Genomic DNA, 25722 nt, shown 5'->3' with positions numbered 1-25722 from the left:
AGAGATGCGCTACAGCCGCGACATGCGAGGTTACGGGGCCGAGGCGCCCGATCCGAAATGGCCGGGCGGGGCGCGGATCGCTGTGCAGATCGTCGTAAACTACGAGGAAGGCGGGGAGAACTCGATCGAGCATGGCGACGCGGCGTCCGAAGCCTTCCTGTCCGAAATCACCGGCGCCCAGCCCTGGCCGGGCCAGCGCCATTGGAACATGGAGTCGATCTACGACTATGGCGCGCGGTCCGGGTTCTGGCGGCTTTACCGGATGCTCGAAGGCATCCCGGTCACCTGCTACGGGGTGGCGACCGCCCTGGCCCGCAGCCCCGAACAGACCCGCGCCATGATCGACGCCGGGTGGGAGATGGCGACCCACGGACTGAAATGGATCGACTACAAGGACGTGCCCCGAGAGATCGAGGCCGAGCACATCGCCCGCGCCGTCGAGCTGCACAGCCAGGTCACGGGTTCGCGACCACTGGGCTTCTACCAGGGCCGGGCCTCGATGAACACGGTTGCGCTGGGCTGCGAGGAAGGCGGGTTCGAGTATCTGGCCGATTCCTACGCCGATGAATTGCCTTACTGGCACGTCCACCAAGGCCGCCCGCAACTGGTTGTTCCCTATACGCTCGACGCCAACGACATGCGCTTCGCCAACGGCGGCTTCACCAATGGCGAGGAGTTCTTCCTGTATCTGCGCGACGCCTTCGACTGCCTTTACCGTGAAGGGGGCAAGGGCAGGGCGCGGATGCTGTCCATCGGCCTGCACTGCCGCCTGGCCGGGCGGCCGGGCCGGGCCGAGGGCGTGAGGCGCTTCCTCGACCACGCCCGCGCGCATGAGGGCGTGTGGTTCGCGACCCGGCTGGACATCGCCCGCCACTGGGCGGCGGCGCATCCCTTAGTGGCAAGGGAACGGCCCTCGCAGATGGACCGCGCTGGGTTCATCGAACGCTTCGGCTCGATCTACGAGCATTCGCCCTGGGTCGCCGAGCGGACGTGGGACACCGAGATGGGTCCGGCCCATGACAGCGCGGCCGGGCTTGCCGCCGCCATGGCGCGGCAGTTCCGCGCAGCCTCGGATGACGAGCGGCTTGCCGTGCTGCGTGCCCACCCCGACCTTGCCGGCAAGCTGGCCGCGGCGAAGCGCCTGACGGCGGATTCCACCGCCGAGCAGGCGAGCGCCGGTCTGGACGCCCTGACCGACGCCGAACGGACCGAGTTCACCCGCCTCAACGAGACCTATGTCGCCCGCCACGGCTTCCCCTTCATCATCGCGGTCCGCGACCACGACAAGCCGGGGATCATGGCGGCGATGGCGCGGCGAGCGGACAACGACTCGGCCACCGAGCGGGCCGAGGCCGAGCGCCAGGTCATCCGCATCGCCGAGCTGCGGCTGAAGGCGCTGCTGGGCTAGGCCGGGCCGCTGGCCGGACGCAGTCCTTGCGGCGCGGCCGGAATGGGTATTTGGGCCAGAAAGAAGCGCGCACCGGATGCACCCGGCATGCTGCCAATGCCCGAGCTTGAGGACATGGAGGGGCAGAAAGCACCCTGTATCCTTGCAGGGCAACCATCACGGTGCGGGCGCTGTGCCACTACCAAGGAACAACTTGCCTGCGATCAGGCTACGAGGGCGGGCACTACCACATCCGAGGAATGCTTGCGGCCCCTCTGCCTGTCGGGGAAAGTCGCGAAATGACCAGCAAGGACAGTGACGATGATCGACGAGACGACCCCCACCGGCAATCCCGCCCAGATCCCCGGAGAAGGCGAGGCAGCGCTCCCTCCGCCACGAGGCAGCTATGCCGGGCCGGTGGCGGGCCTGCCGCCGCAAACGGGGCTGACGACCGACACCGCCGTCTTCACCGACGCCTATGCGGTGATCCCCCGCAGCGTCATGCGCGACATCGTCACCAGCTTCCTGCCCGGCTGGACGGGGATGCGGATGTGGATGCTGGCGCGGCCGATGTCGGGATTCGCCGAAACCTTCAGCCAGTATGTCGTCGAACTGGCCGAGGGCGGCGGCAGCGACACCCCCGAGGACGACCCCGAGGTGCAATCCGCCATCTTCGTCACCGGCGGCGATCTCGACATCACCATCGGCGAGGCGACCCACCGCCTGCGCCCCGGCAACTTCGCCTATGTCCCGCCCCGTATGCACTGGTCGATCCACAACGCCACGCCCGGCAACGCGGGCTTTCACTGGTTCCGCAAGCGCTGGCAGCCTGCCGCAGGCATCATTCCCCCCGGCCCGATCGTCGCGCATGAGCATGACATCGCGCCCTCGCCCATGCCCGACACCGAGGGCGCCTGGGCCACCACCCGCTTCATGGACCCCGCCGACCTGCGCCACGACATGCACATCACCGTTGTGACCTTCCAGCCGGGCGGCTCGATCCCCTTCGCGGAAACCCATGTCATGGAACACGGGCTGTTCGTGCTGGAAGGCAAGGCCGTCTATCGCCTGAACCGCGACTGGGTAGAGGTCGGGCCCGGCGACTTCATGTGGCTGCGCGCCTTCTGCCCGCAGGCCTGCTATGCGGGCGGGCCGGGACGCTTCCGCTACCTGCTCTACAAGGACGTGAACCGCCATGCGCCGCTGTGGTTCGGCACACACGGGTCGGGGCGGGCAGGGTAGGCACTTTCGGCATCGCGGGGCACGGGGGCTGTCCGCCTCTCCTCGGGCTTCGCCTCTGACTCACCGAACACAGTCCACCGGACCCATCCGTCGGGGAAACAGCCGTGAAGACGGCTGTTTCCTGCTCCGCCTCCTGTACGGGCCTTCGCCAGTCTCGATGGCATTTTTCACCAGAAAAAAGACCCATGAGCTTCTTTCTGGCCCAAATACCCATGCGACCGTGACCCGGGCGCTTCCGCTTCCATGGGCTGGCCGCATGGCGTGGACAGGGCTAGAAAGCGATCATGAAATCGCCACAGCTACGCCCCTCGTTTCGCCATGAACGTGCCTGCATGACCGATGGCGCGCGCCTGATCTGCGGCGTCGATGAGGTCGGGCGCGGGCCGCTGGCCGGGCCGGTCACGGCCGCGGCGGTGATCCTGCCCCGCAAGGGCATCCCGCGGGGGCTGGACGATTCCAAGAAGCTGTCGCCCGCGAAGCGCGCGAGCCTCGCCGTCCAGATCAAGGACTGCGCCGACTGGGCCGTGGGCCACGCCAGCGTCGAGGAGATCGCGCAGCTCAACATCTTTCATGCCAGCCACCTCGCCATGTGCCGCGCCGTGGCCGGGCTGCGCCAGCGCCCCTGCATCGTGCTGGTGGACGGCAACCGCATCCCGCCGGACCTGAATCACCCTGCCCGTGCCATCACCGGGGGCGATGCGCTCAGCCTGTCGATCGCCGCCGCGTCCATCGTGGCCAAGGTGGAACGCGACCGGATCATGGTGGATCTGGCGCAGCAGCATCCCGGCTATGGCTGGGAAAAGAACATGGGCTACCCGACCGAAATCCATCGAAAGGCCCTGGCCGAACTGGGTCCGACCCCGATTCATAGAATCGGCTTCCCCTCCATCCACAAGATGTTGTGTCCCGAATCAGGAATAACCGGCTGATTCAGAAAAGGAATTGACGCCGAATCACCTTTGACTCATGTTGGGGCCAACAACATGAGCGGCCGCAGCGCCGCCGGTCAGAGGGCAGCAATGACGACGATAAAGGCAACGCGCAAACCCGCGCGCAACAAACCCTTGGCCCTGAACATGATCCTTGCCGGTGACTGCATCGAGGTGATGAACGGCCTGCCCGAAGCCTCGGTGGACCTGATCTTTGCCGACCCGCCCTACAACCTGCAGCTTCGGGGCGAGTTGCACCGCCCCGACAACAGCCGCGTCGATGCGGTGGACGACGCCTGGGACCAGTTCGGCAGCTTTGCCGCCTATGACCGCTTCACCCACGACTGGCTGGCCGCCGCCCGCCGGCTGCTCAAGCCCAATGGCGCGATCTGGGTGATTGGCAGCTATCACAACATCTTCCGCGTCGGCGCCGAGCTGCAGAACCAGGGCTTCTGGATTCTGAACGACGTGATCTGGCGCAAGTCGAACCCGATGCCAAACTTTCGTGGCAAGCGGCTGACCAACGCGCATGAGACGCTGATCTGGGCCTCGAAGACGGAAGGGGCAAAATACACCTTCAACTACGAGGCGCTGAAAAGCCTCAACGAAGGCATCCAGATGCGGTCAGACTGGACGCTGCCGATCTGCACCGGGGGCGAGCGGCTGAAGGACGAGGGCGGCGCCAAGGCCCATCCGACGCAGAAGCCCGAAAGCCTGCTGCACCGGGTGCTGGTCGGCACGACCAATCCTGGCGACGTTGTGCTGGACCCCTTCTTCGGCACCGGCACCACCGGCGCGGTCGCCAAGATGCTGGGCCGCGACTGGATCGGGATCGAGCGCGAAGCCGCCTACCGCGAGGTCGCAGAACGCCGCCTGTCCCGCGTCCGCCGCCTTGATGCGGCCTCGCTGGCCACTACCACCAGCAAGCGCGCCGAGCCGCGCGTCCCCTTCGGCCAGGTGGTGGAACGGGGGATGCTGCGGCCGGGCGAGGAACTGGTGTCGCTGGGCGGCCGCCACACGGCGCGGGTGCGCGCGGACGGGTCCGTGATCGGGCGCGATGTCAGGGGTTCGATCCACCAGGTCGGTGCCACGCTGGAAGGCGCTCCTTCCTGCAACGGCTGGACCTACTGGCATTTCCGCCGCGATGGGAAGATGATACCGATCGACATCCTTCGCCAGCAGATTCGAGCCGAGATGGCCGATCACGCCTGACGCAGGTTCGCCGGTGTCTCGGGCCGCAGGTTTTCCTTTGGCTGCGGGACGAACTTGCCCCGTCGAGGTAACTCGGCGGGGTTTTTTCTTTGAGAGCAGCGCAAGAGCAGACATCTACGAGAATATCGTAATTGGCAGCTTTCTGTTTGCTTGGGCAGCCGGATGGGCACCAAGAGGGAATTTCTGCCTTCCTCTGTCAATCTGCTTCAGCAAACGCCAGCGGACAAGCCTCTGGGTAATGTCCTGCTTGGCAACGCGCATAGAGCGCTTTTTGATCTAACTTGAACGCTTGGGCAACGAAGAGGGCAAGCGTATAGAGATCGGAAAGGTCAAAAAATAAAGCGTGATATTGATGGCAAGCAGGAAATGAGACGCATTTTTCGGAGGTGCATTGGTATGCGGAATCCGAAGGTTGAAAACCCGAATTTGCACTTAGAGCATCTAACAAAACCTTCTGATCTGGTTGAGGCAGATGAGGGCGCAGCCGAGGATTACGAAGGCCTCGTGGATGTCGGCGCGTCGCTCATAGCGGATAGTCAGACGGCGGAAGCGGTTGAGCCAGGCAAGCGTTCGTTCGACGACCCAGCGGTGGCAGCCCAACCTCTCGCTGCTGTCCACTGTCCGCCGAGCAATGCGGGGCATGATCGCGCGGGCGCGGCATTCGGACCGGCAACGATGGTTATCGTAAGCCTTGTCGGCGTGGAGCTTGTCGGGGCGCTTGCGCGGGCGGCCGCGACCGTGGCGCACGCCCGGCACGGCATCGAGGGTGGGCGCCAGCATCAGGCTGTCATGCCGGTTGGCTGGACTCAGGCGCACCCCGAGCGGGGTGCCTCTCCGGTCGACCACAAGATGGCGCTTCGTGCCTGGTTTGCCGCGATCCGTCGGGTTCGGGCCGATCTCGGTGCCCCCTTTTGGCCGCCACGGCGGCGCTGCCGAGGGAGGCCCGGCTCCAGTCCAGATGTCCGGCATCCGATAGGCGCTCCAGCAGCATGCGGTGGAGCCCAGCCCAGATGCCGGCCGCTTGCCAGTCCCGCAGCCGGCGCCAGCAGGTCATGCCGGAGCAGCCGAACTCGCGCGGCAACATCTCCCAAGGGATGCCGGAGCGGAGCACGAAGAGGATGCCGGCCAAGGCCAGCCGGTCATCGCAGCGGGGACGGCCGCCCTGGGGCTTGGGCCGCGGCCTCGGCAGCAACGGCTCCAGCGCCGCCCACAGATCATCGGATACAAGGGGCTTGCTCATGTCCCCTAACGCACGAGAGGCGGTTTTGTTAGGCGCTCTTAGGGCAATCCCCTGTCTGATGTTAAGCGATAGAAATATCTTTGGGTTTTTGGGAAATTTTTCGAACAAGCGGCTATACTGCTTGAAAAAGATGCCGGTGGCAGAGCCTTGGAGGCTCAACTCATCGCAGATTATTGAAAAATCCTTGCCAGTGTCTCCGGTGAGACTTCGTCTTTATCAGGTGGACTCATGGTTGGCGTCACTGAAGAGGGCAAACTGAACGTGGTGGCGACGAACGATTTCACTTATTTTCCTCGCCCCTTCCGCAGCAGGGTGAGCCAGAACGGCAGCCGAAGCGAACCTGTGATCGCGGAAACGAAGGACGTTCCATGTGATCCAGAGGACGTCCTATAAAGCGCCGCGCGGAATTGGGGTTTCACCTCGATTATAGGCTGCCCAGTCGGTCACCTCGGGATAGAACCGCCGCCGCCAGGCCCGCACCCGCGGGTTCATCCGCCGCCGCCACCATGGCGGGACCATTGCCACAAAGGTCATCGCCGGATAGCCATGGGGCAGTTGCGGCGCTTCATCCTCGGCATAGGTCTGCAGCAGGGGAAAGCGGCGGTCGGGCTTGGTGTGGTGATCCGAATGGCGCTGCAGGTTGATCAGCAGCCAGTTCGAGGCGGTGTGGCTCGCGTTCCAGCTATGGCGGGGCAGGACGCGTTCATACCGTCCGCCGCCCAGATGCCGGCGGGTCAGTCCGTAATGCTCGACGTAGTTGGTCAGTTCAAGCTGCCAGATCGCCACGAAGGCCTGGAAGGCGAACAGCAGCACCTCCTGCCAGCCGCCCAGGGCCGCTGCCAGCAGCAGCATCCCCCCTTGCAGCGCCCCATATCGCCAGAACGGATTGCGCCGGTCCCAGACCGGCCGCCCGGCCCGCGCCAGCAGCCGCTTTTCCGCCCCCCAGGCGGACCGCGGGCAATCCAGCAGCACCTGCAGGAAATAGTGGTAGAACCCCTGGTCATACCGTGCCGACACCGCGTCGCGCGGCGTCGCCACCCAGGAATGATGGACCAGCAGATGCTCGGTCCTGAAATGCGAATACAGGTTCGAGGCGAGGATCAAGTCGCCCAGCCAGCGCTCGAACCCGGGCTTCTGGTGCAGAAGCTCATGGGCATAGACCATGCCGATGGTCCCCGACATGACGCCGATGCCGAAGAAGATCCCCAGCTTCTCCCATCCGCCCAGATGCCCTGTATGGGTGACATGCCAGATCGCCCAGAAGACCACCGCCGCCTGGACCGGCCACCAGACCCAGGTGATCGCGCGATGCCAGAACAGCCGCTCGATCGGCGTCCCGGTATCGGGGTTGCTGCTGTTCAGCCCCAAGACCCCGTCCAGCGCGGTGACCATGTACCACGCATAGGCGGGCATCAGCAGGAACCACCAGCCGCCGCGCATCGTGGCCAGCACCGCCAGCGGCACCAGCCCCAGCGACATCCAGAAGGGCAGCGCGGCCCGCAACGACGACATCCTCATGCCCGCGCTTCTATCCCCGGCACCCCCGAGTCGCCACCCGCGCCGCCAGACCTGCCACAGGCGCTTCTTTCTAGCCCAAATACCCCCCCGCCGCAGGCGGTCCGGCGCATCAAACTGGACAGGCGGTCAGGCCCCATCCACGGGGTCTTGTCAGGTCGTTGACGAAGGCCAAGGGCAAGCCGATAGAAGATCCCCTGAAACATGCGGCTGCCATCTGCCAGGGGGCTGACATCCCTTTTCAACACAAGTTCAAAGGCGAAAGAAATTTCCTGACCGTCAGGGCAAATGCAGTCACCGGCCAGCATCCCGCCAAGTCACGAAGAGGGCGCAGAAGGGATCGGCGAGAGGTCGAGCAGGCGCAGCTTGATCTGGCCCGCCTCGCGGACATGGTGGAACAGGAAGGCGGCCGCGGCCTGCATGTCGCGCGCCTCGATCAGGTCGAGGATCTGCAGATGCTCGCGGCATTGCCGGGGCAGCCGCTCGCGCTCGTTGCCGATGCGGTATTCGATCAGCCGCCGCACCCGGTTCACCCGCCGCACGGCATCCAGGAAGAAGGCGTTGTTGGCGCAGCGCATAAGCATCTCGTGGAACTCGATATTGGTGCCGTAGATGGCGGCGCGGCTTGCGCTCTTGAACCCGGAAAGAAGGTCAAGCTGATGCTGGCGCGCGGTGGCGAAAGCCTCGGGATCAGGGGCGAAGCTGGGCAGCAGCAGGGCCTGCATCTCGATCGCGGCGCGGAACTGGTAGGCGTCGGCATAGGCCTTGAGCGAGTTCAGGGTCTCGCGGAACTCCCATCCGTTGCCGGGCAGCCGGTCCACCAGACCCTCGTCGGCCATCTGCTGCAAGGCGCGGACCAGCCGGCCCCGCGCGACGCCATACTGGCGCATCAACTCGCTTTCGCTGAAGCGGTCGGGAAGGCGGCCGGACAGCCGGTCCTCGGCGATCTGGAAATACAGGCTTTCCTCGTGCGAGTTCCCGCCCGGCATCTCGGGCAGGTCGGCGGCATCCATCGCAAGAAAGAAGCCGCGGTTCGGCTCGGCCCGGACGATCCCGAGATCCTCAAGCCTTTTCAGTGCCCCCACGACCGGGGCGCGGGATACGCGGAAGGCATCGGCCAGCTTCTGCGCGCCAAGATGCCGGCCTGCCGACATCTCTTCGCCGCGGACATGATCCAGCACCTGCTGCATGATCCGGGGAACAAGGCTTTCACGGGCCACGAAGTCATCCTCCCTCTCACCTGGACGAGTGCATGAATAAATTACAAAATGCAATCCAGTCCATGGACAGCGGCGTAATGCCCTGCCCGCGTTCACACTTACTCTCCCTCAACAAAACTTATTGCATTTTGTCCGAACGAGCTTCAATATTCCTGCAGACCATCAAAGGTCCAACCGGGAGGAATTCATGTCTTTTGTCACCCGCAGGCTCGCAGCGGCCTGTCTTGCCGTAATGACGGCGGTGGCGCCGGCGGCGGCGCAGGATCTGGAACTGACCATCACCGCCCCGGCGGGCGCGGGTGGGGGCTGGGACTCGGCGGCGCGCTCGCTGCAGGAAGTCATGATGAAGACCGGCACTGCGAAAAGCGTGCAGGTCATGAACGTGCCGGGCGCGGGCGGGACCGTGGGACTGGCGCAGTTCGCCCAGAACGCCAAGGGCTCGCCCGACCAGCTTCTGGTCGGCGGCATCACCATGGTCGGCGCGATCCTGACCAACAAGGCGCCGGTGAACCTGACCAACGTCACCCCCATCGCGCGGCTGACGGGCGATCCGCTGGTCGTGGTGGTGCCGAAGAACTCGCCGCACCAGACGCTGGCCGATCTGACCGCCGCCATCCAGGCGGATGTCTCGCGCACCATCTGGGCGGGCGGATCGGCGGGCGGCGCGGACCATATCCTTGCGGCGCTCATCACCCAGGCGGCGGGCGGGGACCCGTCCAAGGTGAACTATGTCGCCTATTCGGGCGGCGGCGAGGCGCTGGCCGCCATGCTGGGCGGGCAGGTCACGGCCGGGATCTCGGGCTATGGCGAATGGCAGGGGCAGATCGAATCGGGCGACCTGCGGGCGCTGGCGATCTCCTACCCGGAGCCGATCGAGGGGATCGAGGCGCAGCCGCTCAAGGCGCAGGGCGTCGATGTGGAACTGGTGAACTGGCGCGGCATCTTCGCAGGGCCGGATATTGCGGACGCCGACAAGCAGGCGCTCTCCGCCGCCATCGAGCAGACCGTGAAGTCGCCCGAATGGCAGGCGGTCCTGACCGCCCGCGGCTGGACCGACTATTACGCGCCCGCCGACGAATTCGCGGCCTTCGTCGCCTCGGAAAACGAGCGGGTCCACGCCACGCTGCAGTCCATCGGCCTGGCCGAGTGATCCGGTCCGGGCGGGGACGCTTTTCCCGCCCGTTTCTTTCAGGGGAGAGGGAAGGATGAACCTGGGACAAACTGCCCTGCATCGCCCCACGGCGATCATCGGCGTCGGCCTGATCGCGCTGGCCGCGATCACTTGGTTCGACGCGAGGGGCATGAGCATCCGCTCGAACTACGGGGTCGGCGCAGATGCAGCTTCCTATTTCGTCGCGGCCTTTCTGGCCGTGCTGGGCCTTGCGCATCTGGTCACGGCCCTTCGCCCCGGCATCACCGCCGACCACGCGGACTGGAGCGGGGTTGCCTGGATCGGGCTCGCGCTGGGCGGGCTGATCGGCTCGATCTGGCTGGGCCTCGGCTTCATCCTCGGCTCGACGCTGCTCTTTGCCCTGACCGCACGCGCCTTCGGACGGCAGGCGCTTGTCGCCGATCTGGTCATCGGCGCTGTTATCTCGACCGGGGTCTTCCTGATGTTCAACAAGCTTCTGCAACTGGCGCTGCCCATGGGCCCGCTGGAACGCCTGTTCTGAGGTCGCCATGGACGCGCTTATCCAGCTTCTGAACGGGTTTTCCATCGCCATCCAGCCGATGAACCTTGCCTTCGCGGCCATCGGCGTCCTCTTGGGTACCATGGTCGGCGTGCTGCCGGGGATCGGCCCGGCGCTGACGGTCGCGCTGCTGCTGCCCGTGACCTTCAAGCTCGACCCCGGCGGCTCGATCATCATGTTCGCGGGCATCTATTACGGCGGAATGTATGGCGGCTCGACCACCGCGATCCTGCTGAACACGCCCGGAGAGGCCGCGTCCGTCGTCACCGCGCTTGAGGGCAACAAGATGGCCCGCAAGGGCCGGGGCGGCCCGGCCCTGGCCACTGCCGCCATCGGGTCCTTCGTGGCCGCGCTGATCGCGACCATCGGGCTTGCTTTCCTCGCGCCGATCCTCGTCAAGCTGGCCGTCCGCTTCGGGCCATGGGACTATTTCGGGCTGATGCTGATCGCCTTTGTCACCGTATCGGCGACCTTCGGATCATCGCCCCTGCGCGGCCTGACCAGCCTTGCCATCGGCCTCTGGCTGGGGCTGATCGGCATCGACCAGTTGACCGGCCAGACGCGGCTGGCCTTCGGCGTCCCGAATTTGTTCGACGGGATCGAGGTCACGACTCTGGCCGTGGGCCTCTTTGCCATCGGCGAGGCGCTGCATGTCGCCTCCCGCCATGCCTTTGCGCCGGAAAAGCCGATCCCGATCAAGGGCTCGATCTGGATGACCCGCAAGGATTGGGCGCGGTCGTGGAAGCCTTGGCTGCGCGGCGCGGGCATCGGCTTCCCCATCGGCGCGCTGCCGGCGGGCGGCGCGGAAATCCCGACCTTCCTCAGCTACACCACGGAACGCAGGCTGTCGAAGCATCCCGAGGAGTTCGGCCATGGCGCCATCGAGGGCGTGGCCGGACCCGAGGCCGCCAACAACGCATCCGCCGCCGGATCGCTGGTGCCGCTGCTGACGCTGGGTCTGCCGACCTCGGCCACGGCGGCGGTGATGCTGGCGGGGTTCCAGCAATACAACATCCAGCCCGGCCCGCTGCTGTTCGTCCAGCACGCCGATCTGGTCTGGGGGCTGATCGCCTCGCTGTTCATCGCCAACATCATGCTGCTGGTCTTGAACCTGCCGCTGGTGGGGGTCTGGGTGCAACTTCTGAAGATCCCCATGCCCTGGCTTTACGCGGGCATCCTGGTCTTCGCCACGATGGGGACCATCGCCGCGAACCCCTCGGTCGTGGAACTGCTGCTGCTGTCGGCCTTCGGCGTTCTGGGCTTCCTGATGCGACGATACGATTACCCGGTGGCGCCGGTGGTCGTGGGGCTGATCCTGGGACCCATGGCCGACAGCCAGTTGCGCCGCGCCTTGCAGATGAGCCTCGGCGACCCCATGATCCTGCTGCAGCACCCCGGATCGGCCATCATGATCGCGATCGCCACGATCGCCCTGATCGCGCCCTTCGTCTTTCGGGGACTGGCGCGCTTCCGGCAGGACGAGGACTGAGACAGGGACATGCCCCCATGGGGCGCCTGTCATCACGGATAGACCATGACCCACGAGATGACCCTTCGCACCGCCGGCACCGACTGGCGCATCATCGACCTGCCCGCGGCGGCGGGCGGGCGGCTGGCCTGGATGCCGCATATCCACCGCATCCTGCTGGAAAACGTGCTGCGGACGGGGGGTGCGGACGCGCCTGCTGCGCGGGACGCGATCCTGGCGGCGCTGGACGGGCCAACGGATGCGGAAATCCCCTTCCTGCCCGGTCGGGTGCTGATGCATGACACGACCTGCGGGCCAGCGCTGGTGGACATCGCCGGGATGCGCTCGGCCTTGGCCGAGGCGGGGCACGACCCGATGCTGCTGAACCCGGTGCTGCCGGTCGATGTCTCGACCGACCATTCGCTGGCGGTAGATTTCTTCGGGGGCAGGGGGGCGATGGCGCGCAACCTTGCCAACGAATACCGCCGCAACGCCGAGCGTTACCGCTTCATGAAATGGGCGACGAACAGCCTGCGGAACTTCCGTGTGCATCCTCCGGGGACCGGCATCATGCACACCCTGAACATGGAGCGGCTGGCGACTGTGATTCAGGCCCGCGACGGCTGGCTGATGCCTGACGCCATGATCGGCACCGACAGCCACACGCCGATGGTGAACGGCATCGGCGTTCTCGCATGGGGCGTCGGCGGGATCGAGGCGGAAAGCGTCTTCTTCGGGATGCCCGTGATGCTGCGCGTCCCCGACGTGGTGGGGATGCGGCTGACGGGGCGCTTGCCCGAGGGCGTGACCGCCACCGACCTTGCGCTGACGGTCACGCAGATCCTGCGCGGCATCGACTTGGCCGACCGCTTCGTCGAGTTCTTCGGGCCGGGCGTGTCGGCCCTGTCCGCGGGCGACCGCGCCGTGATCGCCAACATGACGCCCGAGTTCGGCGCGAACACCGGCTTCTTCCCCGTCGATCAGGCGGTGCTGGACTACCTGACCGCCACCGGCCGCAGCCCGGATCATGTCGCGCGGGTGGAAGCCTACTGCCGCCGTCAGGGCCTCTGGTTCGAGGCAGAAGAAACGCCGCGTTTCTCGCAGGTGGTGGAGCTCGACCTTTCCTCGGTCGAGATCAGCGTCGCCGGCCCTCGCCGCCCGCAGGATCGCCTGCCGGCCTCGGCCACGGCAGCAGGCGCGGCCGAGGTGCGGGGAGGCTCGCCAAAGCCGGTGTCCGCAGGCGAGATGCCCGACGGTGCCGTCGCCATCGCCGCCATCACCTCCTGCACCAACACCACCGATCCCCGCCTGCTGGTCGCAGCGGGTCTGGTCGCGCGCAAGGCGCGCGAACGCGGCCTGACCCCGGCCCCTTGGGTCAAGACCTCGCTTGCCCCGGGATCGCCCACGGCACAGCGCTATCTGGAACGTGCGGGGCTGCTCGATGACCTTGAGGCGGTGGGCTTCGGCATCGTCGGCTTCGGCTGCACGACCTGCATCGGCAACTCGGGGCAACTCACCGCCCTGTCGCAAGAGGCGCTGGGGAAGGGCCGCCTGCAGGTGGCCGTCCTGTCAGGCAACCGCAACTTCCCCGGCCGCGTGCATCCGCAGCTTGAGGCAGGCTTCCTCGCCTCGCCGCCGCTGGTCGTGGCCTTCGCGCTGGCGGGCGACGTGGAACGCGACATCCTGCGGGACGAGATTGCGCCGGGCGTGCGGCTGTCCGACCTCTGGCCCACGGGGGCCGAGATCGACGCGGCGCTCGCCCGCGCCGCTGATGCGGACGACTTTGCCGCCGCCTATGACGAGGCGGAATCAAGCCGCATGTGGGCCGAACTCGATGCGCCCGACACGGCCCTGTTCCTTTGGGACGAGGCGTCCACCTACATCCGTCGCCCGCCCTTCGCCTCCTTCGACGAAGCCTCGCGGCTGGGCACCTATGCGGCGCGGCCCATCCTGATCGTGGGCGACGACATCACCACCGACCACATCTCGCCCGCGGGTGCGATCCCGGCCAAAGGCGAGGCGGGCGACCATCTGATCCAGCGCGGGCAAAATCCGCGCGATCTGAACGTCTTCTCATCCCGCCGCGGCAACTGGGAGGCGATGCTGCGCGGGTTGTTCACCAACCGCAACGTCAGGAACATGCTGGGCGAGGGCATCCCCCCCGGCTCGACCGTGCTGCCGGACGGGCAGATGCTGCCGCTGTGGCAGGCGGCCGAGCGTTACCGTGCCGATGCCCAACCCGTCGTCGTGGTCGCGGGCGAGCGATACGGCATGGGCTCGTCGCGCGACTGGGCGGCCAAGGGCGTGGCGCTGCTGGGTGCCCGCGCCGTGCTGGCGGTCAGCTTCGAGCGCATCCACCGCGCCAACCTGATCGGCATGGGCGTCCTGCCCCTGCGCCTGCCCGAAGGCGTGACCCCCGGGACGCTGGCCCTTTCCGTCCACGACCTGATCGAGATCGACGCGGGTCCCGCCACCCTCGCCCCACGCAGCCCGGTCCCCGTCCGCATCCGCCGCGCCGATGGCCGCGTCGAGGAAATCGCCGCCGCCGCCGCCATCGAGACCTCGCTGGAGGTCCAGACCCTGCGGCAAGGCGGGTTGCTGCCGCTGATCCTGCAACGCCAGGTAGAACCGGCCGCCGCCTGACGGGCGGCCGGGGAACGCGGGATCAGTGCGACATCAGCACCGGCAGGGTCGCGTTCTCAAGGATATCCCGGGTGACGCCGCCCAGCAGGTCCTCGCTGAACTTGCTGTGCTCATAGGCGCCCATGATGAGCTGCCCGGCGCCAAGATCGGCGCAGGTATCCAGGATCGTCCGGCCGATCCCGCCGGGACCGGCGGGACGCACCACCAGCTCGGCCTCGATCCCGTGGCGCGACAGCAGCAGCAGCACGTCCTGCGCGTAATCCGGCCCCAGATCGTCACCGATCCCCAGCAGCGTGACGCGGTCCTTGGTGCCGAGGATATGCATCGCATCCGCCAGTGCCCGGGCCGAGGCGCGCTTTCCGTCCCAGGCAACCACCGCCGATTCCACGATGGCGGGCGCATCATAGCCGGGCGGCACAATCAGAACGGGGCAGCCGCTGCGCAGGGCCACGACATCGGCGCGGGTGGCGAAATCGCCCGTGCGCGAGCCGGTCAGCGAGCTTCCCATCACGACGATGTCATGGCCGCGGGCGGCCTCGGCGATGCTGTTGGCGCGGTGGCCCTTGATCTCGACGAACTCGGCCCGGTCCTGCAGCCCCGCCTCGGTCACGCGGGCGGTGAAGGCCTCGCGGCGCTGCGCCGCGAAGTCGGATTCCGCCTGGTCGAGCATCCGGTCGATCTCGCGCGTGAAGAAGGGGGCGGGGCGGCTTCGCATCGGATTGGGTGCCTGCCACAAAACGGCGGTAATCCAGGCGTCGTATTTCTGCGCCATCTGGATCGCCATGCGCAGCGCCCCCTCGCCGCCTCCGTTCCCGAGATAGGTCGTCATGATGCTGCGAATGGTCATTGCCGATGCTCCTTGGAAGGCGTGGTCGCCGGGATAATGAAGCCTTGGCCGGGCGGGTTCAATCGCGCAGGCACCCGGCGGCGCCTTGCCGCAGCGGAACCCAAGCCGTTCCAGATAGTTGCGGCGGTGCAGACCGTTTTCCCCGATGGATCATGACGCATCTTTCCCTTGCCCCGGGCCGCAACTGCTGGCGGGTGGCCTCCGCCGACCGCCTGTCCCTGATCGTAGACGGGCAGGCCTATTTCCGCGCCCTGCGGCAGGCGCTTATGTCGGCACGGCACCTGGTCGTGATGATCGGCTGGGATTTCGACTTCGAGATCGAGATGCTGCCCGGCGACAGCGACGCCCAGGGGAACGCCACCGACGGGTTGCCGAACGAGGTCGGCCTGTTCCTCGACGCGCTGGTGGAACGCCGCCCCGGCCTTGACATCTACCTGCTGAAATGGAGCGGGGGCGCCCTGATCGCGCCGGGGCGGGCGATCCCGGCTTTTCGCATCAAGCTGATGTCGCCCGACCAGATCCATCTGGCCTTTGATGGCCGCCATCCGATCGGGGCCTGCCATCACCAGAAGATCGTGGTCGTGGACGATGCCCTGGCCTTCTGCGGCGGCCTTGATGTGACGGAAGGCCGCTGGGACACGCCCGAGCATCTGTCGGGCGACCCGCGCCGGCGGCTGCGCTCGGGCGAGATCGCCCAGCCCTGGCACGACGCCACCGCGATGATGACCGGCCCTGCGGCGCAGGCCTTGGGCGAGCTTGCCCGCGCTCGCTGGCTGCGCGCCAATGACGCGCCCTTGCCCGAGCCGGTGCCCGATCCCGCGCCTGCCGATCTCTGGCCCGAAAAGGTCGCCGTCGATTTCCGCGACCTGCCCGTCGCCATCGCCCGCACCGAGCCGCCCGAGCGCGACACCCCCGCCGTGGACGAGATCGAGCAGCTTTATCTCGATGCCATCGCCGCCGCCCGCCACAGCATCTACATCGAATCGCAGTATTTCGCCGCCGACAGCATCACCCGCGCCGTCGCCGAGCGGCTGGCCGAACCGGATGGCCCCGAGGTGCTGGTGGTCAACCCCGAGGCGGCGCAGAGCGCCTTCGAGGATGCGGCGATGCATGTGACCCGAAGCACGATGATGCTGGCGCTGCAGGCGCGCGACCGTTTCCGCCGCTTTCGCATGGTTTATCCGGTCAATGCCGCGGGCGAGCCGATCTATGTCCATGCCAAGCTGCTGATCGTGGACGACATCTTCCTGCGCGTGGGGTCCAGCAACATCGACCGCCGTTCCATGGGATTCGATACCGAGGCGGACGTGGCCGTGCTGGCGCGCACGGACGCCGACCGCGACCGCATCCGCACCATCCGCGCCAATCTATTGGCCGAGCATCTCGGCTCGACGGTGGACCGGGTGCAGGCGGTCATCGCGGAATGCGGCGGGCTGATCCCCGCCATCGACCGGCTGAACCCGGAAGGCCCTCGCCAGCTGGAGGTGCTGGTCCCCCGCGACCCCGGCCCGTTGGGGCGTTTTTTGTCACGCAGCCGCTTCTTCGACCCGCGCTATCGCCGCAGCGCCCGCAGCCGGCTGGGGCTGACGAACCGTCACCTGTTCATGGGCCTTGGCGCGCTGGGACTGGCAGCGGTGCTGCTGGTACGCCACCGGCGGCGCTGATCGCCGGCGGCGGAGGGGTCACAAGGCCGAGGGCACCCCCTCACCCCGCATCCCGGCCATGTACTGCCGCAGGGTCACAGCGCCGAGGATGGCGGCCCCGATCAGGGTCGAGATGATCTCGGGCGCGATCATCAGCAGCGCGGCGATGGGCAGAGCCAACCGCTCGATCTTCAGCAGCGGCCCCAGCAGCCAGTTCGTGATCGCCGCGGACAGGGCGATGATACCCAGGACCGCGCCGGTGAAGGCCAGCAGGAAGTCGGGCAGGGTGAAGGCTTCCGTTACGATCAGCAGCGAGGGCGAGAAGACGAACACGAAAGGCACCAGCGCCTTGCCCATCGACAGCCGGAAAGCCGTGTTCCCGGCCTTGAAGCCGTTGGCCCCCGCGATCCCCGCAGCCGCATAGGCGGCAAGCGCCACGGGCGGGGTCACGTCGGCCAGCACACCGAAGTAGAAGACGAAGAAATGGGCCACCAGAGGCTCGACGTTCATCATTCCCAGCACGGGGGCGGCGACGGCCACCATGATGATGTAGTTCGCCGTCGTCGGCACCCCGCAGCCCATCAGCACGCAGACCACCGCCGTCATCACCAGCGTGAACAGCAGCGACAGCGTCTCGATGCTGAACAGCTCGAACGGCAGGACCGACAGCAGCCCGTGGAACGAGATCGCCCAGTTCTGCGCGACGCTTGTGACCATGAAGGCGATCTTGAAGCCGACGCCGGTCAGGGTGACGACGCCGATCACCACGCCCACCAGAGCGGCCGCAGCGGTCACGGCCAGCGACTGCCGTGCGCCCGAGACGAAGCCCTCGTAAAGGCCGGCGGCGGTTTCCTTGAGGCCCCCGACGACGCCGGCGGCCATGACGCGCTGGATCACATAGACCACGATGCAGGCCGCGATGGCCGAGAAGGCCGACAGGAAGGGCGTGCGGCCCGACATCAGCATCCAGACCAGCAGGACCAGCGGCAGGATGGACAGCCAGCCCTCGCGCAGGACCTTGCCGGCCTTTGGCAGTTCCTCGGCCCGCAGGCCCCGGATGCCAAGGCGCTTGGCCTCAAGATGGACCTGCACCAGCACGCCGAAGAAATGCATGAAGGCGGGGACGATGGCCGCGATCAGGATCGTCCGCAGCGGGATGCCGAGGTATTCCACCATCAGGAAGGCCACGGCCCCCATGACCGGGGGCGTGATCTGGCCGCCGGTGGACGAGGCGGCCTCGACGGCGGCGGCGAAATGGCGCTTGAAGCCGATCTTGATCATCGCCGGGATGGTCAGCGCGCCGGTCGTCACCGTGTTGGCGATGGAGGACCCCGAGATCGTCCCCAGCATGGCAGAGGACACGACCGAGACCTTGGCCGGTCCCCCCGCGAAGCGCCCGGTCAGTGCGGTCGCAAGATCGATGAACAACTGCCCCAGCCCGATCTTCTGCGCCATCACCCCGAACAGGACGAAGTGGAACACATAGGTCGCGATCACGCCCAGCGCGGTGCCGTAGATGCCCTGCGAGGTCAGGTAGAGGTGGTTGATGATGTTCGCCCAGTCCGCGCCCGGATGGACCAGGATGCCGGGCATCGAGCGCCCGAAATAGGCATAGGCGATGAAGCACAGCGCAATCACCGGCAGCGGCCAGCCCATGGACCGGCGCACGGCCTCCAGCAGCGCGACCAGCAGGATCGTGCCCATGACGATGTCGATGGGCAGCGGGTTGCCGACCCGGAAGGCAAGCTGGTCATAGATCCACGGCACGTAGAAGGCGCTGACCGCCCCCCCGATCCCCAGAAGCCAGTCCGTCACCGGCACGCCGAGGATGGCGAATCCGTCCGTCTTGTGGCGGTTGCGAGCCAGCGCCGAGAAGGACAGGAAGATCACGAACAGCGACACGCCCATGTGCAGGCCGCGATGGGTCGTGGCGCGCGGGATGCCGAAGCCGGCGGTGTAGAAGTGATAGACCGACAGCAGGAACAGGATCACCCCGGACAGGATCGCGACGGGGCGCGTGACCGTGCGGAAGCGGGCCTCGGGATCGTATTCCTCCTCGAGCGCGCGCAGTTCGGCTTCGGAAAGCTGGCGGGGTGCGTCGGTCATTCTGGTGTCCTGCGTTGCGGATCAATGACAAAGGACGCGGACCGGAGACCGGCCGCGTCCTTCCGTGGGTCAGGCCCGGCTCATTCGAGCTTGCCGGCCTCCTTGTAGAAGCGTTCGGCGCCCGGATGGAAGGGGATGCCCGCCCCCTGCGTGGCGCTGTCCAGCGTGATCAGCTTGCCCTTGGCATGGCCAGCCGCGAACAGCTTCTGCGTGTTCTCGTTGTAAAGCGCCTGAGCGATGCCGTGGACCAGGTCGTCGGGCTGATCGGCGCTGGTGACAAGCTGCGCGCCGACCGAAAGCGTGCCAACATCCGCGTCCTGCCCCTCATAGGTGCCTGCCGGAACGGTGTCGGTGGCGAAGAAGCTGTAGGTCTCGCGCAGCTTGTCGGCCTCGGGACCGGCGATCGGCACCAGCGTCACGGCGTGCTGGCTGGCCAGTTCCGCGATGGCGCCCGCCGGAAAGCCGCCGACGAAGAAGAAGGCGTCCATCGCCCCGTCGCGCATCCGGTCGGCCGCCTGGTCGGGCTTGAGGTATTCGGCGGTGACGTCCGCTTCCGACAGGCCGAAGGCTTCGAGGATGATCTTGGCGTCCACAAGTGTGCCCGAGCCCGGCTCGTCCAGCGAGACGCGCTTGCCCTTGAGATCTGCGGGCGAGGCGATGCCCGAGTCGGCCCGCGCGACCAGGTGGATGCTTTCGGGGTAAAGGTTCGCGATCAGCCGCAGTTTTTCGACCGCCGGCTGGCCTTCCCACAGGCCCGTTCCGGTCTGCGCCCAGTAGGCCACGTCGGACTGGGTGAAGCCCGCCTCCATCGCGCCGCCGTTGATGCCGTTCACGTTGCCGACCGACCCGTTCGAGGCCACCGCCGTCGCCACCAGCCCCGGCACCCCGCAGGAACCCCCATCCTCGCAGGCGCGCGATCCGGGCGGGTTCGAGATCGCGTTCGCGATCAGCCCGCCGATCGGGTAGTAGGTGCCCGCGGTTCCGCCGGTGCCGATGCGGAAGAAGGACATCTCCTGCGCGGCGGATACCTGCGCGAAGGACGCGGCAAGCGCGAAAGCGGCAACCAACCCCTTGAAACTCATTCTCAATCCCCCTGTCTTCTTGCGAACGGGGGGACATTAGCCCGCAGCGCCCGGAAACGGCAACCGGGCAGGGGCAGAAATCCGTGGGCACCAAGACCTCGTTTCCGGCACCTGCCGCCCGTCAGTCCTGCGGCGCGCACCACCATGGCGCGACCTTGCGAAGCCTCGCCCAGGCCTTGTCCGCCTGCTCGCGGGCCTTGGCTTCCCGCTTCGAGGCATCTGCGGGCAGCCAGTGCTCCTCAGGACCCTCTTGCGCGTTCCGCCGCATGTTCGTCAGGTCGTTGAGCGTGCCCAGCGCGTCCTGCATCCGGGCCATGCGGCGCACCATCTCGGCCTCGGGCTTGCCGGGCCAGAGCGGACCGAAGAACTCGGACAGGTAGCGCATGTCCTTGGCCCGCTTGCGGAAATCATGCAGGTCGTCTTCGGACAGCCGGTCCAGGTGGTCGCCGAAGGCCAGCATCTCGGTCCAGGCGACCTGCAGCGCGCGCGAGGCGATCACCCGCACCGAGGCCTCGGCCAGCCGCCGGCGCCGCCCGCTGCCGGTCAGTTTCGCGCTATCCAGCAGCCGCGCCACCTCGTCCGAAAGCAGCATCCACGCCTTGCCCTTCATCTCGGCCCGCAGCGCCTTGCGCAGTTCCGCCGCCTGCCGCGCGGCCTCGTCGCCCGCGGGGCTGCCGGCCAGTTCCCCGGCGTGAACATCGGCATCCCGCAGAGGGCCGAGGGCGCGGAACCTGTCGGCAAGCGCCGATTCCAGCCGCCCGCCCGCATCCGGCGACAGCATGTCCGCGAACCCCCGCACGGTGGACCGCATCCGCCGCAGCGCCACCCGCGCGCGATGCACCGCCTCGGGATCGTCCGAGGTCAGGATCGGTTCGATCTGCGCGTCATGGGTCGCCGCGCCCTGCTCGATCAGGCGGCGGAACGCCTGCAGCCCGCTCATCTTCGCCGCCAGAGCCTTCGATTTTCTGCCTGCCGTCTTGCTGGCCGCCATGCCCGTCACCCTTTGCTCTGCCCGGAAACGCCTTGCCGCGAAGGGTAGTTGCAATCGCGCGGGTGACAAGGCACCGGCGCTGGCCGGGCGCGGTTCGGGCTGCGGACCTATACAGCCCCGTGCCCCGGCGCTATCGCTTGCCCGGACGATGCAGGCACCGCCCTGCCGGATGGTGGCGGAGGGGCCTGTGATATTCTGCGAGTTCGGCCCGAAGAACCGGCCCGCGCTGTTTCGTGGCCCGCATGCGCTGGTCACGGCCGACAGCGCGGCCGAGGTCGCCCCGGCGCTGGAACGCCTTGACCGGGCGCGCCGCGCGGGCCGGTGGATCGCCGGCTGGATCGCCTACGAGGCCGGCTACGCGTTGGAAGAGCGACTGCTGCCGCTGATGCCGCAGATGCAAGGCCCGCTGCTGGCCTTCGGGATCTTCGACCGACCCGAGGATGCCGATCTGCCTGTGCCGGACGAACAGGTCCGGCTGTCGCCTTTCCGGCCGCTGATCTCTCGGGCCGGGTATGACGCGGCCTTTGCCCGGGTGCAGGATTATATCCGCGCCGGCGACTGCTATCAGGTCAACCTGACCTTTCCGCTGGAAAGCCGGCTGGAAAGCGGCTCGGCCCTCGGGCTCTTCCATGCGCTGCGGGGGCTTCAGCCGGTCGGCTTCGGCGCCTTCGCCGATCTGGGCGGGCCGGCGCTCGTCTCGCGCTCGCCCGAGCTTTTCGTGCGGCTGGATGCCGAGGGGCTGATCGAGACGCGCCCGATGAAGGGCACGGCGCCGCGTGACCCCGACCCCCGGCGCGATGCGGAACTGGCGGCGGCGCTGGCGGCATCGGAAAAGAACCTCGCCGAGAACCTGATGATCGTGGACCTGCTGCGCAACGACATCGGCCGGATCAGCCGCATCGGGTCCGTCCGCGTGCCGGAACTGTTCACGGTCGACAGCTTCGCCACCGTCCACCAGATGAGTTCGCGCGTGACCGGCCAACTGGCCGCGCCCGCCAGCCTGCCCGCGCTGATGCGGGCGCTGTTCCCCTGCGGCTCGATCACCGGCGCCCCGAAGATCCGCGCGATGGAGATCATCCGCGAACTCGAGCCCTTCCCGCGCGGCGCCTATTGCGGCAGCCTCGGCTGGATGGCGCCGGATGGCTCGGGCTGCTTCTCGGTCGCGATCCGCACTCTGTCGGTCTGGCCGGGCGGGCGCGTGACGCTGAACGTGGGCGGCGGCGTGGTGGACGATTCCACCGCCCCCGAGGAATGGGAGGAGGCGCTGTGGAAAACCCGCTTCGCGCTGCCGCTGACGACCCCGGACTGAGGCTGATCGAGACGGCGCTGTGGGACGGCACGGCCTGCCCGCGCATCAGGGGGCATCTGGCGCGGCTTGCGGCCAGCGCCGCGGCGCTGGGCTGGCCCTGCGATGCGGATGCCGCCCGCGCCGCGCTGACCGGCGACGCAGGAATGCCCGCGCGGCTGCGGCTGACGCTGGACCGCGGCGGCTTGCTGGAGGTGACGCGCCATTCCCTGCCGCCCTCACCGGCGGAATGGCGGCTGGGGCTGGCACCGGCGCGGCTGGATTCAGGCGATCCCTGGCTGCGGCACAAGACCACGCGCCGGGCGGTCTATGACAACGCCCGCGCGGCGATGCCCGAGGGGCTGGACGAACTGCTGTTCCTGAACGAGCGCGGAGAGGCCTGCGACGGCACCATCACTACGCTGTTCTTCGACCGGGGCGCGGGGATGCGGACGCCGCCCCTGTCCAGCGGGCTGCTGGCCGGGGTGCTGCGGGCGGAACTGCTGGACGGCGGGCAATGCCACGAGGAAAGGCTGATGGCCGGGGACCTGCCGCGCGTCCGCCTGTGGGTCGGGAATGCCCTGCGCGGGCTGATGCCTGCAGTCTGGCGGGGCTGAGACAGCCCTCCGTCGCGGGCCAGCCGGCCAGAGGAAAAGGGCAGGGCTTCCGCCCCGCCCCAAGCTTGTTCAATCGCTTCGGCCCTGCATCAGTGACGGATACTGCAAGCCTTACTGCCCGCCATGGGTCACGCGGTAGATCGTGCCGTTGGCGTCGTCGCTGACCAGCAGGTTGCCGTCGGGCAGGACCGCGATGCCTGTGGGGCGGCCCCAGACCTCGGCCTCGTTCAGCACGAAGCCGGTCATGAAGTCCTCGTAGACGCCGGTGGGCTTGCCATCCTCGATCAGCGCGCGGACAACCTTGTAGCCGGTGCGGTTCTCGCGGTTCCACGACCCCCGCATGGTGGCGAAGATGCCGTGGTATTCTTCTGGAAAGGCCTCGTCGTCGTGGAAGACAAGCTGCATGGTCGAGGAATGGGCCTGCAGCAGCACCTCGGGGGTGAGGGACTTGTCGGCAAGGTCGAGGCGCTCGCCCGCATGGGCGGGGTCCTCGTTGCCGCCCGCGTAATACCAAGGCCAGCCGTAGAAGCCGCCGTCCTGAACCGAAGTGATGTAGTCGGGCGCGAGGTTCGGGCCGATGTGGTCGCGCTCGTTGCCCGTGCACCAGAGCGTGCCATCCTGTTGCACCGCCATGCCGGAACAGTTGCGCAGGCCGGTGGCGAAGTTCCGCAACTCGCTGCCGTCGGGGTTCATGACCTGCACCACGGCGCGGTTTTCCTCGTCCCCCCAGGCGGCGCCGACACCGTAGCTCTGCTCCCATGCGGTGATCTCCTCGGGCGGCTCGTCGGACATCGCGCCGGCCACGTTCGAGGCCGAGCCGATCGAGACGAAGATGCGGCTGCCGTCCGCCGTCGTGGCGAGGTCGCGGGTCCAGTGCCGCTCGGTCGGGATGTCGGGGAGGATCACCTCGGCCTCGCCCGAGGCTGTCCGGTCGCCTTCCGCGTAAGGGTAGCGGACGACTTGGTTGGCCGCCGCGACATAGACGTGCTCGGGGTTCTGCGGCGGGTGGAACAGGATGCCGAAGGGTCGGTCGAGTCCTTCAGCGAAAACCTCGGGTGTGGCGGGTGCCTGCGCGTCGGCCGGGAAGACCGAGACCCGGCCCGCCTCGCTTTCGGCCACGAAGATGTCGCCGTTGGGGGCGATGCGGATGACGCGCGGCTCGGTCAGGCCTTCGGCGAAGACCTCGACCGCGAAGCCCTCGGGCACCTGCGGCATCGTGCCTTCCGGCCGGTCGACCATCGTCGGGTTGTTCTGGAAATCCGGCGCCTCGGGGTCGTTTTCGGCGTGGCTGGGCGCGGGCAGGGCGTCTGCCGTGATGTGGCGGCGGGTGCCGGGAGCGTTGTCCTCGGCGGTGCCGAAGGCGGCCTCGCCGGTTAGAACCTCCTGAGCGTGAAGGGGTGCCAGAAGCGCGAATGTCAGCGGCAGGCTGGTCAGGATCGTGGATGTTCGCATGGGTTCCTCCCCGGAATTGCGCGGTCGATCGCTGGCAGTGCCGGGGAAAGCGCGTGGCTGGTGGGAAAGTTCCTTAGCGCGTGGCCAGCGCCCAGACCTTCCGCATCAGTCCCGGCAGGGCGTTCGGGTCGAAGCTGGCGCGGGAGGTCTGCTCTCCGCGCGTGGTTCCGGCAGGCGGGCCGGTCAGGACGCGCAGGCGCAGGTCGAAATGGGTGAAGACGTGGCGGACCTCTCCCCGGTCGGTCCAGGGGCCGGGGCCGGGCGCGGGCAGATCGGTGCCGTCCCAGCCGGTCGTCGGGAAGCCCAGCGTGCCCCCCAGCAGCCCGCGCGCGGGGCGGCGTTCCAGCAGGACGGTTCCCTCGTCCATGGCGACCCAGACTGTGCCGGTGCGGATGGGCTTGGCGGGTTTCGGCACCTTGCGGGGAAGCTCGGGCGCGATGCCTTCCGCACGGGCGGCGCAGAGGTCGATCAGAGGGCAGATGCCGCAGGCGGGGTTGCGGGGCGTGCAGATGGTGGCGCCCAGATCCATCGTCGCCTGCGCAAAATCTCCGGGCCTTTCGGTCGGCGTCAGGGTTGCGGCAAGGCCCGTCAACTCGCGCCTGGCGGCGGGCAGCGGGGTCTGGATGGCGAACAGCCGGGCGACGACACGCTCGACATTGCCGTCCACGACCGTCTCGGGCCGGTCGAAGGCGATGGCGGCGATGGCGGCCGAGGTATAGGGGCCGACGCCGGGCAAGGCGGCCAGCCCTTCGCGCGTGTCGGGGAAGCCGCCGGCGGCGGCAACCATCCGGGCGCAGGCGATCAGGTTGCGGGCCCGGGCGTAGTAGCCCAGGCCCGCCCATTCGGCCATCACCTGCGCCTCGTCGGCGGCGGCGAGCGACTGGACCGAGGGCCAGAGGGCCGTGAACCGCTCGAAATACGACTTCACCGCCGCGACGGTGGTCTGCTGCAGCATGATTTCCGACAGCCAGACGCGGTATGGGTCCATCGGCGCCGTGCCGGGCGGGGTGCGCCAGGGCAGGACCCGCGCATGGCGGTCATACCAGCCCAGCAGGCGGGGCGCGACTTCATCGCTGACGGCGGTTTCACGCAAGTTTGCCCCCTTGGTCATCGCCCCCATCTGGCATCCCGCGCGCAGAGCGTCCAGATTGG

At 67.7% G+C, this 25722-nt stretch carries 20 protein-coding genes; 11 read left to right on the top strand and 9 right to left on the bottom strand.

All coding sequences use genetic code 11. From position 1 onward, the window contains the following. The first annotated feature begins 4 nt into the window (after positions 1–4). The 4 genes from puuE to JGR78_RS05965 all read left to right on the top strand — a co-directional run bounded on the left by puuE (position 5) and on the right by JGR78_RS05965 (position 4770). Positions 5–1408, top strand: a complete 1404-nt coding sequence (puuE, locus tag JGR78_RS05980; RefSeq protein ID WP_182803536.1) for an allantoinase PuuE — start codon at positions 5–7, stop codon at positions 1406–1408. A 300-nt stretch (positions 1409–1708) separates the two neighbouring features. Further along, on the top strand, positions 1709–2629 hold the full coding sequence (locus tag JGR78_RS05975) for a bifunctional allantoicase/(S)-ureidoglycine aminohydrolase (protein ID WP_182791314.1): 921 nt from the start codon (positions 1709–1711) through the stop codon (positions 2627–2629). Positions 2630–2913: 284 nt separating this feature from the next. Continuing rightward, positions 2914–3558 (top strand): ribonuclease HII, encoded by a 645-nt coding sequence (locus tag JGR78_RS05970; protein ID WP_182803534.1) that lies wholly within the window; start codon positions 2914–2916, stop codon positions 3556–3558. A 90-nt stretch (positions 3559–3648) separates the two neighbouring features. Further along, positions 3649–4770, top strand: coding sequence for a site-specific DNA-methyltransferase (locus tag JGR78_RS05965; protein ID WP_182803532.1), 1122 nt, complete (start codon positions 3649–3651; stop codon positions 4768–4770). Between the two features lie 441 nt (positions 4771–5211). On the opposite strand, the gene JGR78_RS05960 is transcribed toward JGR78_RS05965, so the two are convergent. The 3 genes from JGR78_RS05960 to JGR78_RS05950 all read right to left on the bottom strand — a co-directional run bounded on the left by JGR78_RS05960 (position 5212) and on the right by JGR78_RS05950 (position 8745). Continuing rightward, a protein-coding gene (locus tag JGR78_RS05960) for an IS5 family transposase (RefSeq protein WP_200559464.1) occupies positions 5212–6010 on the bottom strand; the annotation gives its coding sequence in 2 pieces (ribosomal slippage) (positions 5212–5677 and positions 5676–6010; 801 coding nt in all). A 387-nt stretch (positions 6011–6397) separates the two neighbouring features. Beyond that, positions 6398–7528, bottom strand: a complete 1131-nt coding sequence (locus tag JGR78_RS05955) for an alkane 1-monooxygenase (RefSeq protein ID WP_182805566.1) — start codon at positions 7526–7528, stop codon at positions 6398–6400. 314 nt (positions 7529–7842) lie between these two features. Beyond that, entirely contained in the window at positions 7843–8745 is a 903-nt protein-coding gene (locus JGR78_RS05950) for a GntR family transcriptional regulator (protein WP_182793385.1), read from the bottom strand. Positions 8746–8932: 187 nt separating this feature from the next. Between JGR78_RS05950 and JGR78_RS05945 the strand changes: the two genes are divergently transcribed. Genes JGR78_RS05945 through acnA form a run of 4 tightly spaced genes read left to right on the top strand, consistent with a single transcriptional unit; the run spans position 8933 to position 14547 of the window. Beyond that, a complete protein-coding gene (locus JGR78_RS05945) occupies positions 8933–9895 on the top strand; it encodes a tripartite tricarboxylate transporter substrate binding protein (protein ID WP_182793384.1) in 963 nt (320 codons plus the stop codon). A gap of 55 nt (positions 9896–9950) precedes the next feature. Beyond that, positions 9951–10418: a tripartite tricarboxylate transporter TctB family protein gene (locus JGR78_RS05940; RefSeq protein ID WP_182793383.1), complete on the top strand. Its 468-nt coding sequence runs from the start codon at positions 9951–9953 to the stop codon at positions 10416–10418. A 7-nt stretch (positions 10419–10425) separates the two neighbouring features. After that, positions 10426–11925: a tripartite tricarboxylate transporter permease gene (locus tag JGR78_RS05935; protein ID WP_182805568.1), complete on the top strand. Its 1500-nt coding sequence runs from the start codon at positions 10426–10428 to the stop codon at positions 11923–11925. Positions 11926–11970: 45 nt separating this feature from the next. Then, positions 11971–14547 carry an aconitate hydratase AcnA gene (gene acnA, locus JGR78_RS05930; protein ID WP_234450876.1) on the top strand — a complete coding sequence of 859 codons (2577 nt, stop codon included), beginning with the start codon at positions 11971–11973 and terminating at the stop codon, positions 14545–14547. A 22-nt stretch (positions 14548–14569) separates the two neighbouring features. On the opposite strand, the gene JGR78_RS05925 is transcribed toward acnA, so the two are convergent. Then, entirely contained in the window at positions 14570–15394 is an 825-nt protein-coding gene (locus JGR78_RS05925; RefSeq protein ID WP_182793380.1) for a universal stress protein, read from the bottom strand. Positions 15395–15546: 152 nt separating this feature from the next. On the opposite strand from JGR78_RS05925, the gene JGR78_RS05920 reads away from it, so the two are divergent. After that, the gene (locus JGR78_RS05920; RefSeq protein ID WP_182805570.1) at positions 15547–17058 is read left to right on the top strand and encodes a phospholipase D-like domain-containing protein; all 1512 of its coding nucleotides are present in this window, start codon (positions 15547–15549) and stop codon (positions 17056–17058) included. 18 nt (positions 17059–17076) lie between these two features. On the opposite strand, the gene JGR78_RS05915 is transcribed toward JGR78_RS05920, so the two are convergent. From JGR78_RS05915 to JGR78_RS05905, 3 genes are all read right to left on the bottom strand, one after another. Next, positions 17077–19143, bottom strand: coding sequence for a TRAP transporter permease (locus JGR78_RS05915; RefSeq protein WP_182805572.1), 2067 nt, complete (start codon positions 19141–19143; stop codon positions 17077–17079). 80 nt (positions 19144–19223) lie between these two features. Continuing rightward, positions 19224–20225, bottom strand: coding sequence for a TAXI family TRAP transporter solute-binding subunit (locus JGR78_RS05910; protein WP_182793377.1), 1002 nt, complete (start codon positions 20223–20225; stop codon positions 19224–19226). A gap of 121 nt (positions 20226–20346) precedes the next feature. Next, complete coding sequence (locus JGR78_RS05905; RefSeq protein WP_182793376.1) at positions 20347–21216, bottom strand: CHAD domain-containing protein; 870 nt, start codon at positions 21214–21216, stop codon at positions 20347–20349. A 187-nt stretch (positions 21217–21403) separates the two neighbouring features. Between JGR78_RS05905 and JGR78_RS05900 the strand changes: the two genes are divergently transcribed. Together JGR78_RS05900 and JGR78_RS05895 are read left to right on the top strand one after the other, a co-directional pair. After that, positions 21404–22525 carry an aminodeoxychorismate synthase component I gene (locus JGR78_RS05900; protein WP_182793375.1) on the top strand — a complete coding sequence of 374 codons (1122 nt, stop codon included), beginning with the start codon at positions 21404–21406 and terminating at the stop codon, positions 22523–22525. Further along, positions 22483–23118: an aminotransferase class IV family protein gene (locus JGR78_RS05895; RefSeq protein WP_182793374.1), complete on the top strand. Its 636-nt coding sequence runs from the start codon at positions 22483–22485 to the stop codon at positions 23116–23118. The genes JGR78_RS05900 and JGR78_RS05895 overlap by 43 nt, the downstream gene beginning before the upstream one ends. Before the next feature lie 111 nt (positions 23119–23229). Here the strand turns inward: JGR78_RS05895 and JGR78_RS05890 are convergent, their stop codons facing one another. Both JGR78_RS05890 and JGR78_RS05885 read right to left on the bottom strand, forming a co-directional pair. After that, a complete protein-coding gene (locus tag JGR78_RS05890; RefSeq protein WP_182805574.1) occupies positions 23230–24570 on the bottom strand; it encodes a sorbosone dehydrogenase family protein in 1341 nt (446 codons plus the stop codon). A gap of 73 nt (positions 24571–24643) precedes the next feature. Continuing rightward, entirely contained in the window at positions 24644–25663 is a 1020-nt protein-coding gene (locus JGR78_RS05885) for an A/G-specific adenine glycosylase (protein WP_234450875.1), read from the bottom strand. Positions 25664–25722: the final 59 nt, after the last annotated feature.

Origin of the sequence: Paracoccus sp. MC1862, from assembly GCF_016617715.1 — a bacterium.
Classification (GTDB): Bacteria; Pseudomonadota; Alphaproteobacteria; order Rhodobacterales; family Rhodobacteraceae; genus Paracoccus.
The sequence above is the reverse complement of the archived record's forward strand: the minus strand, read 5'-3'. Positions and strand labels throughout refer to the sequence as shown.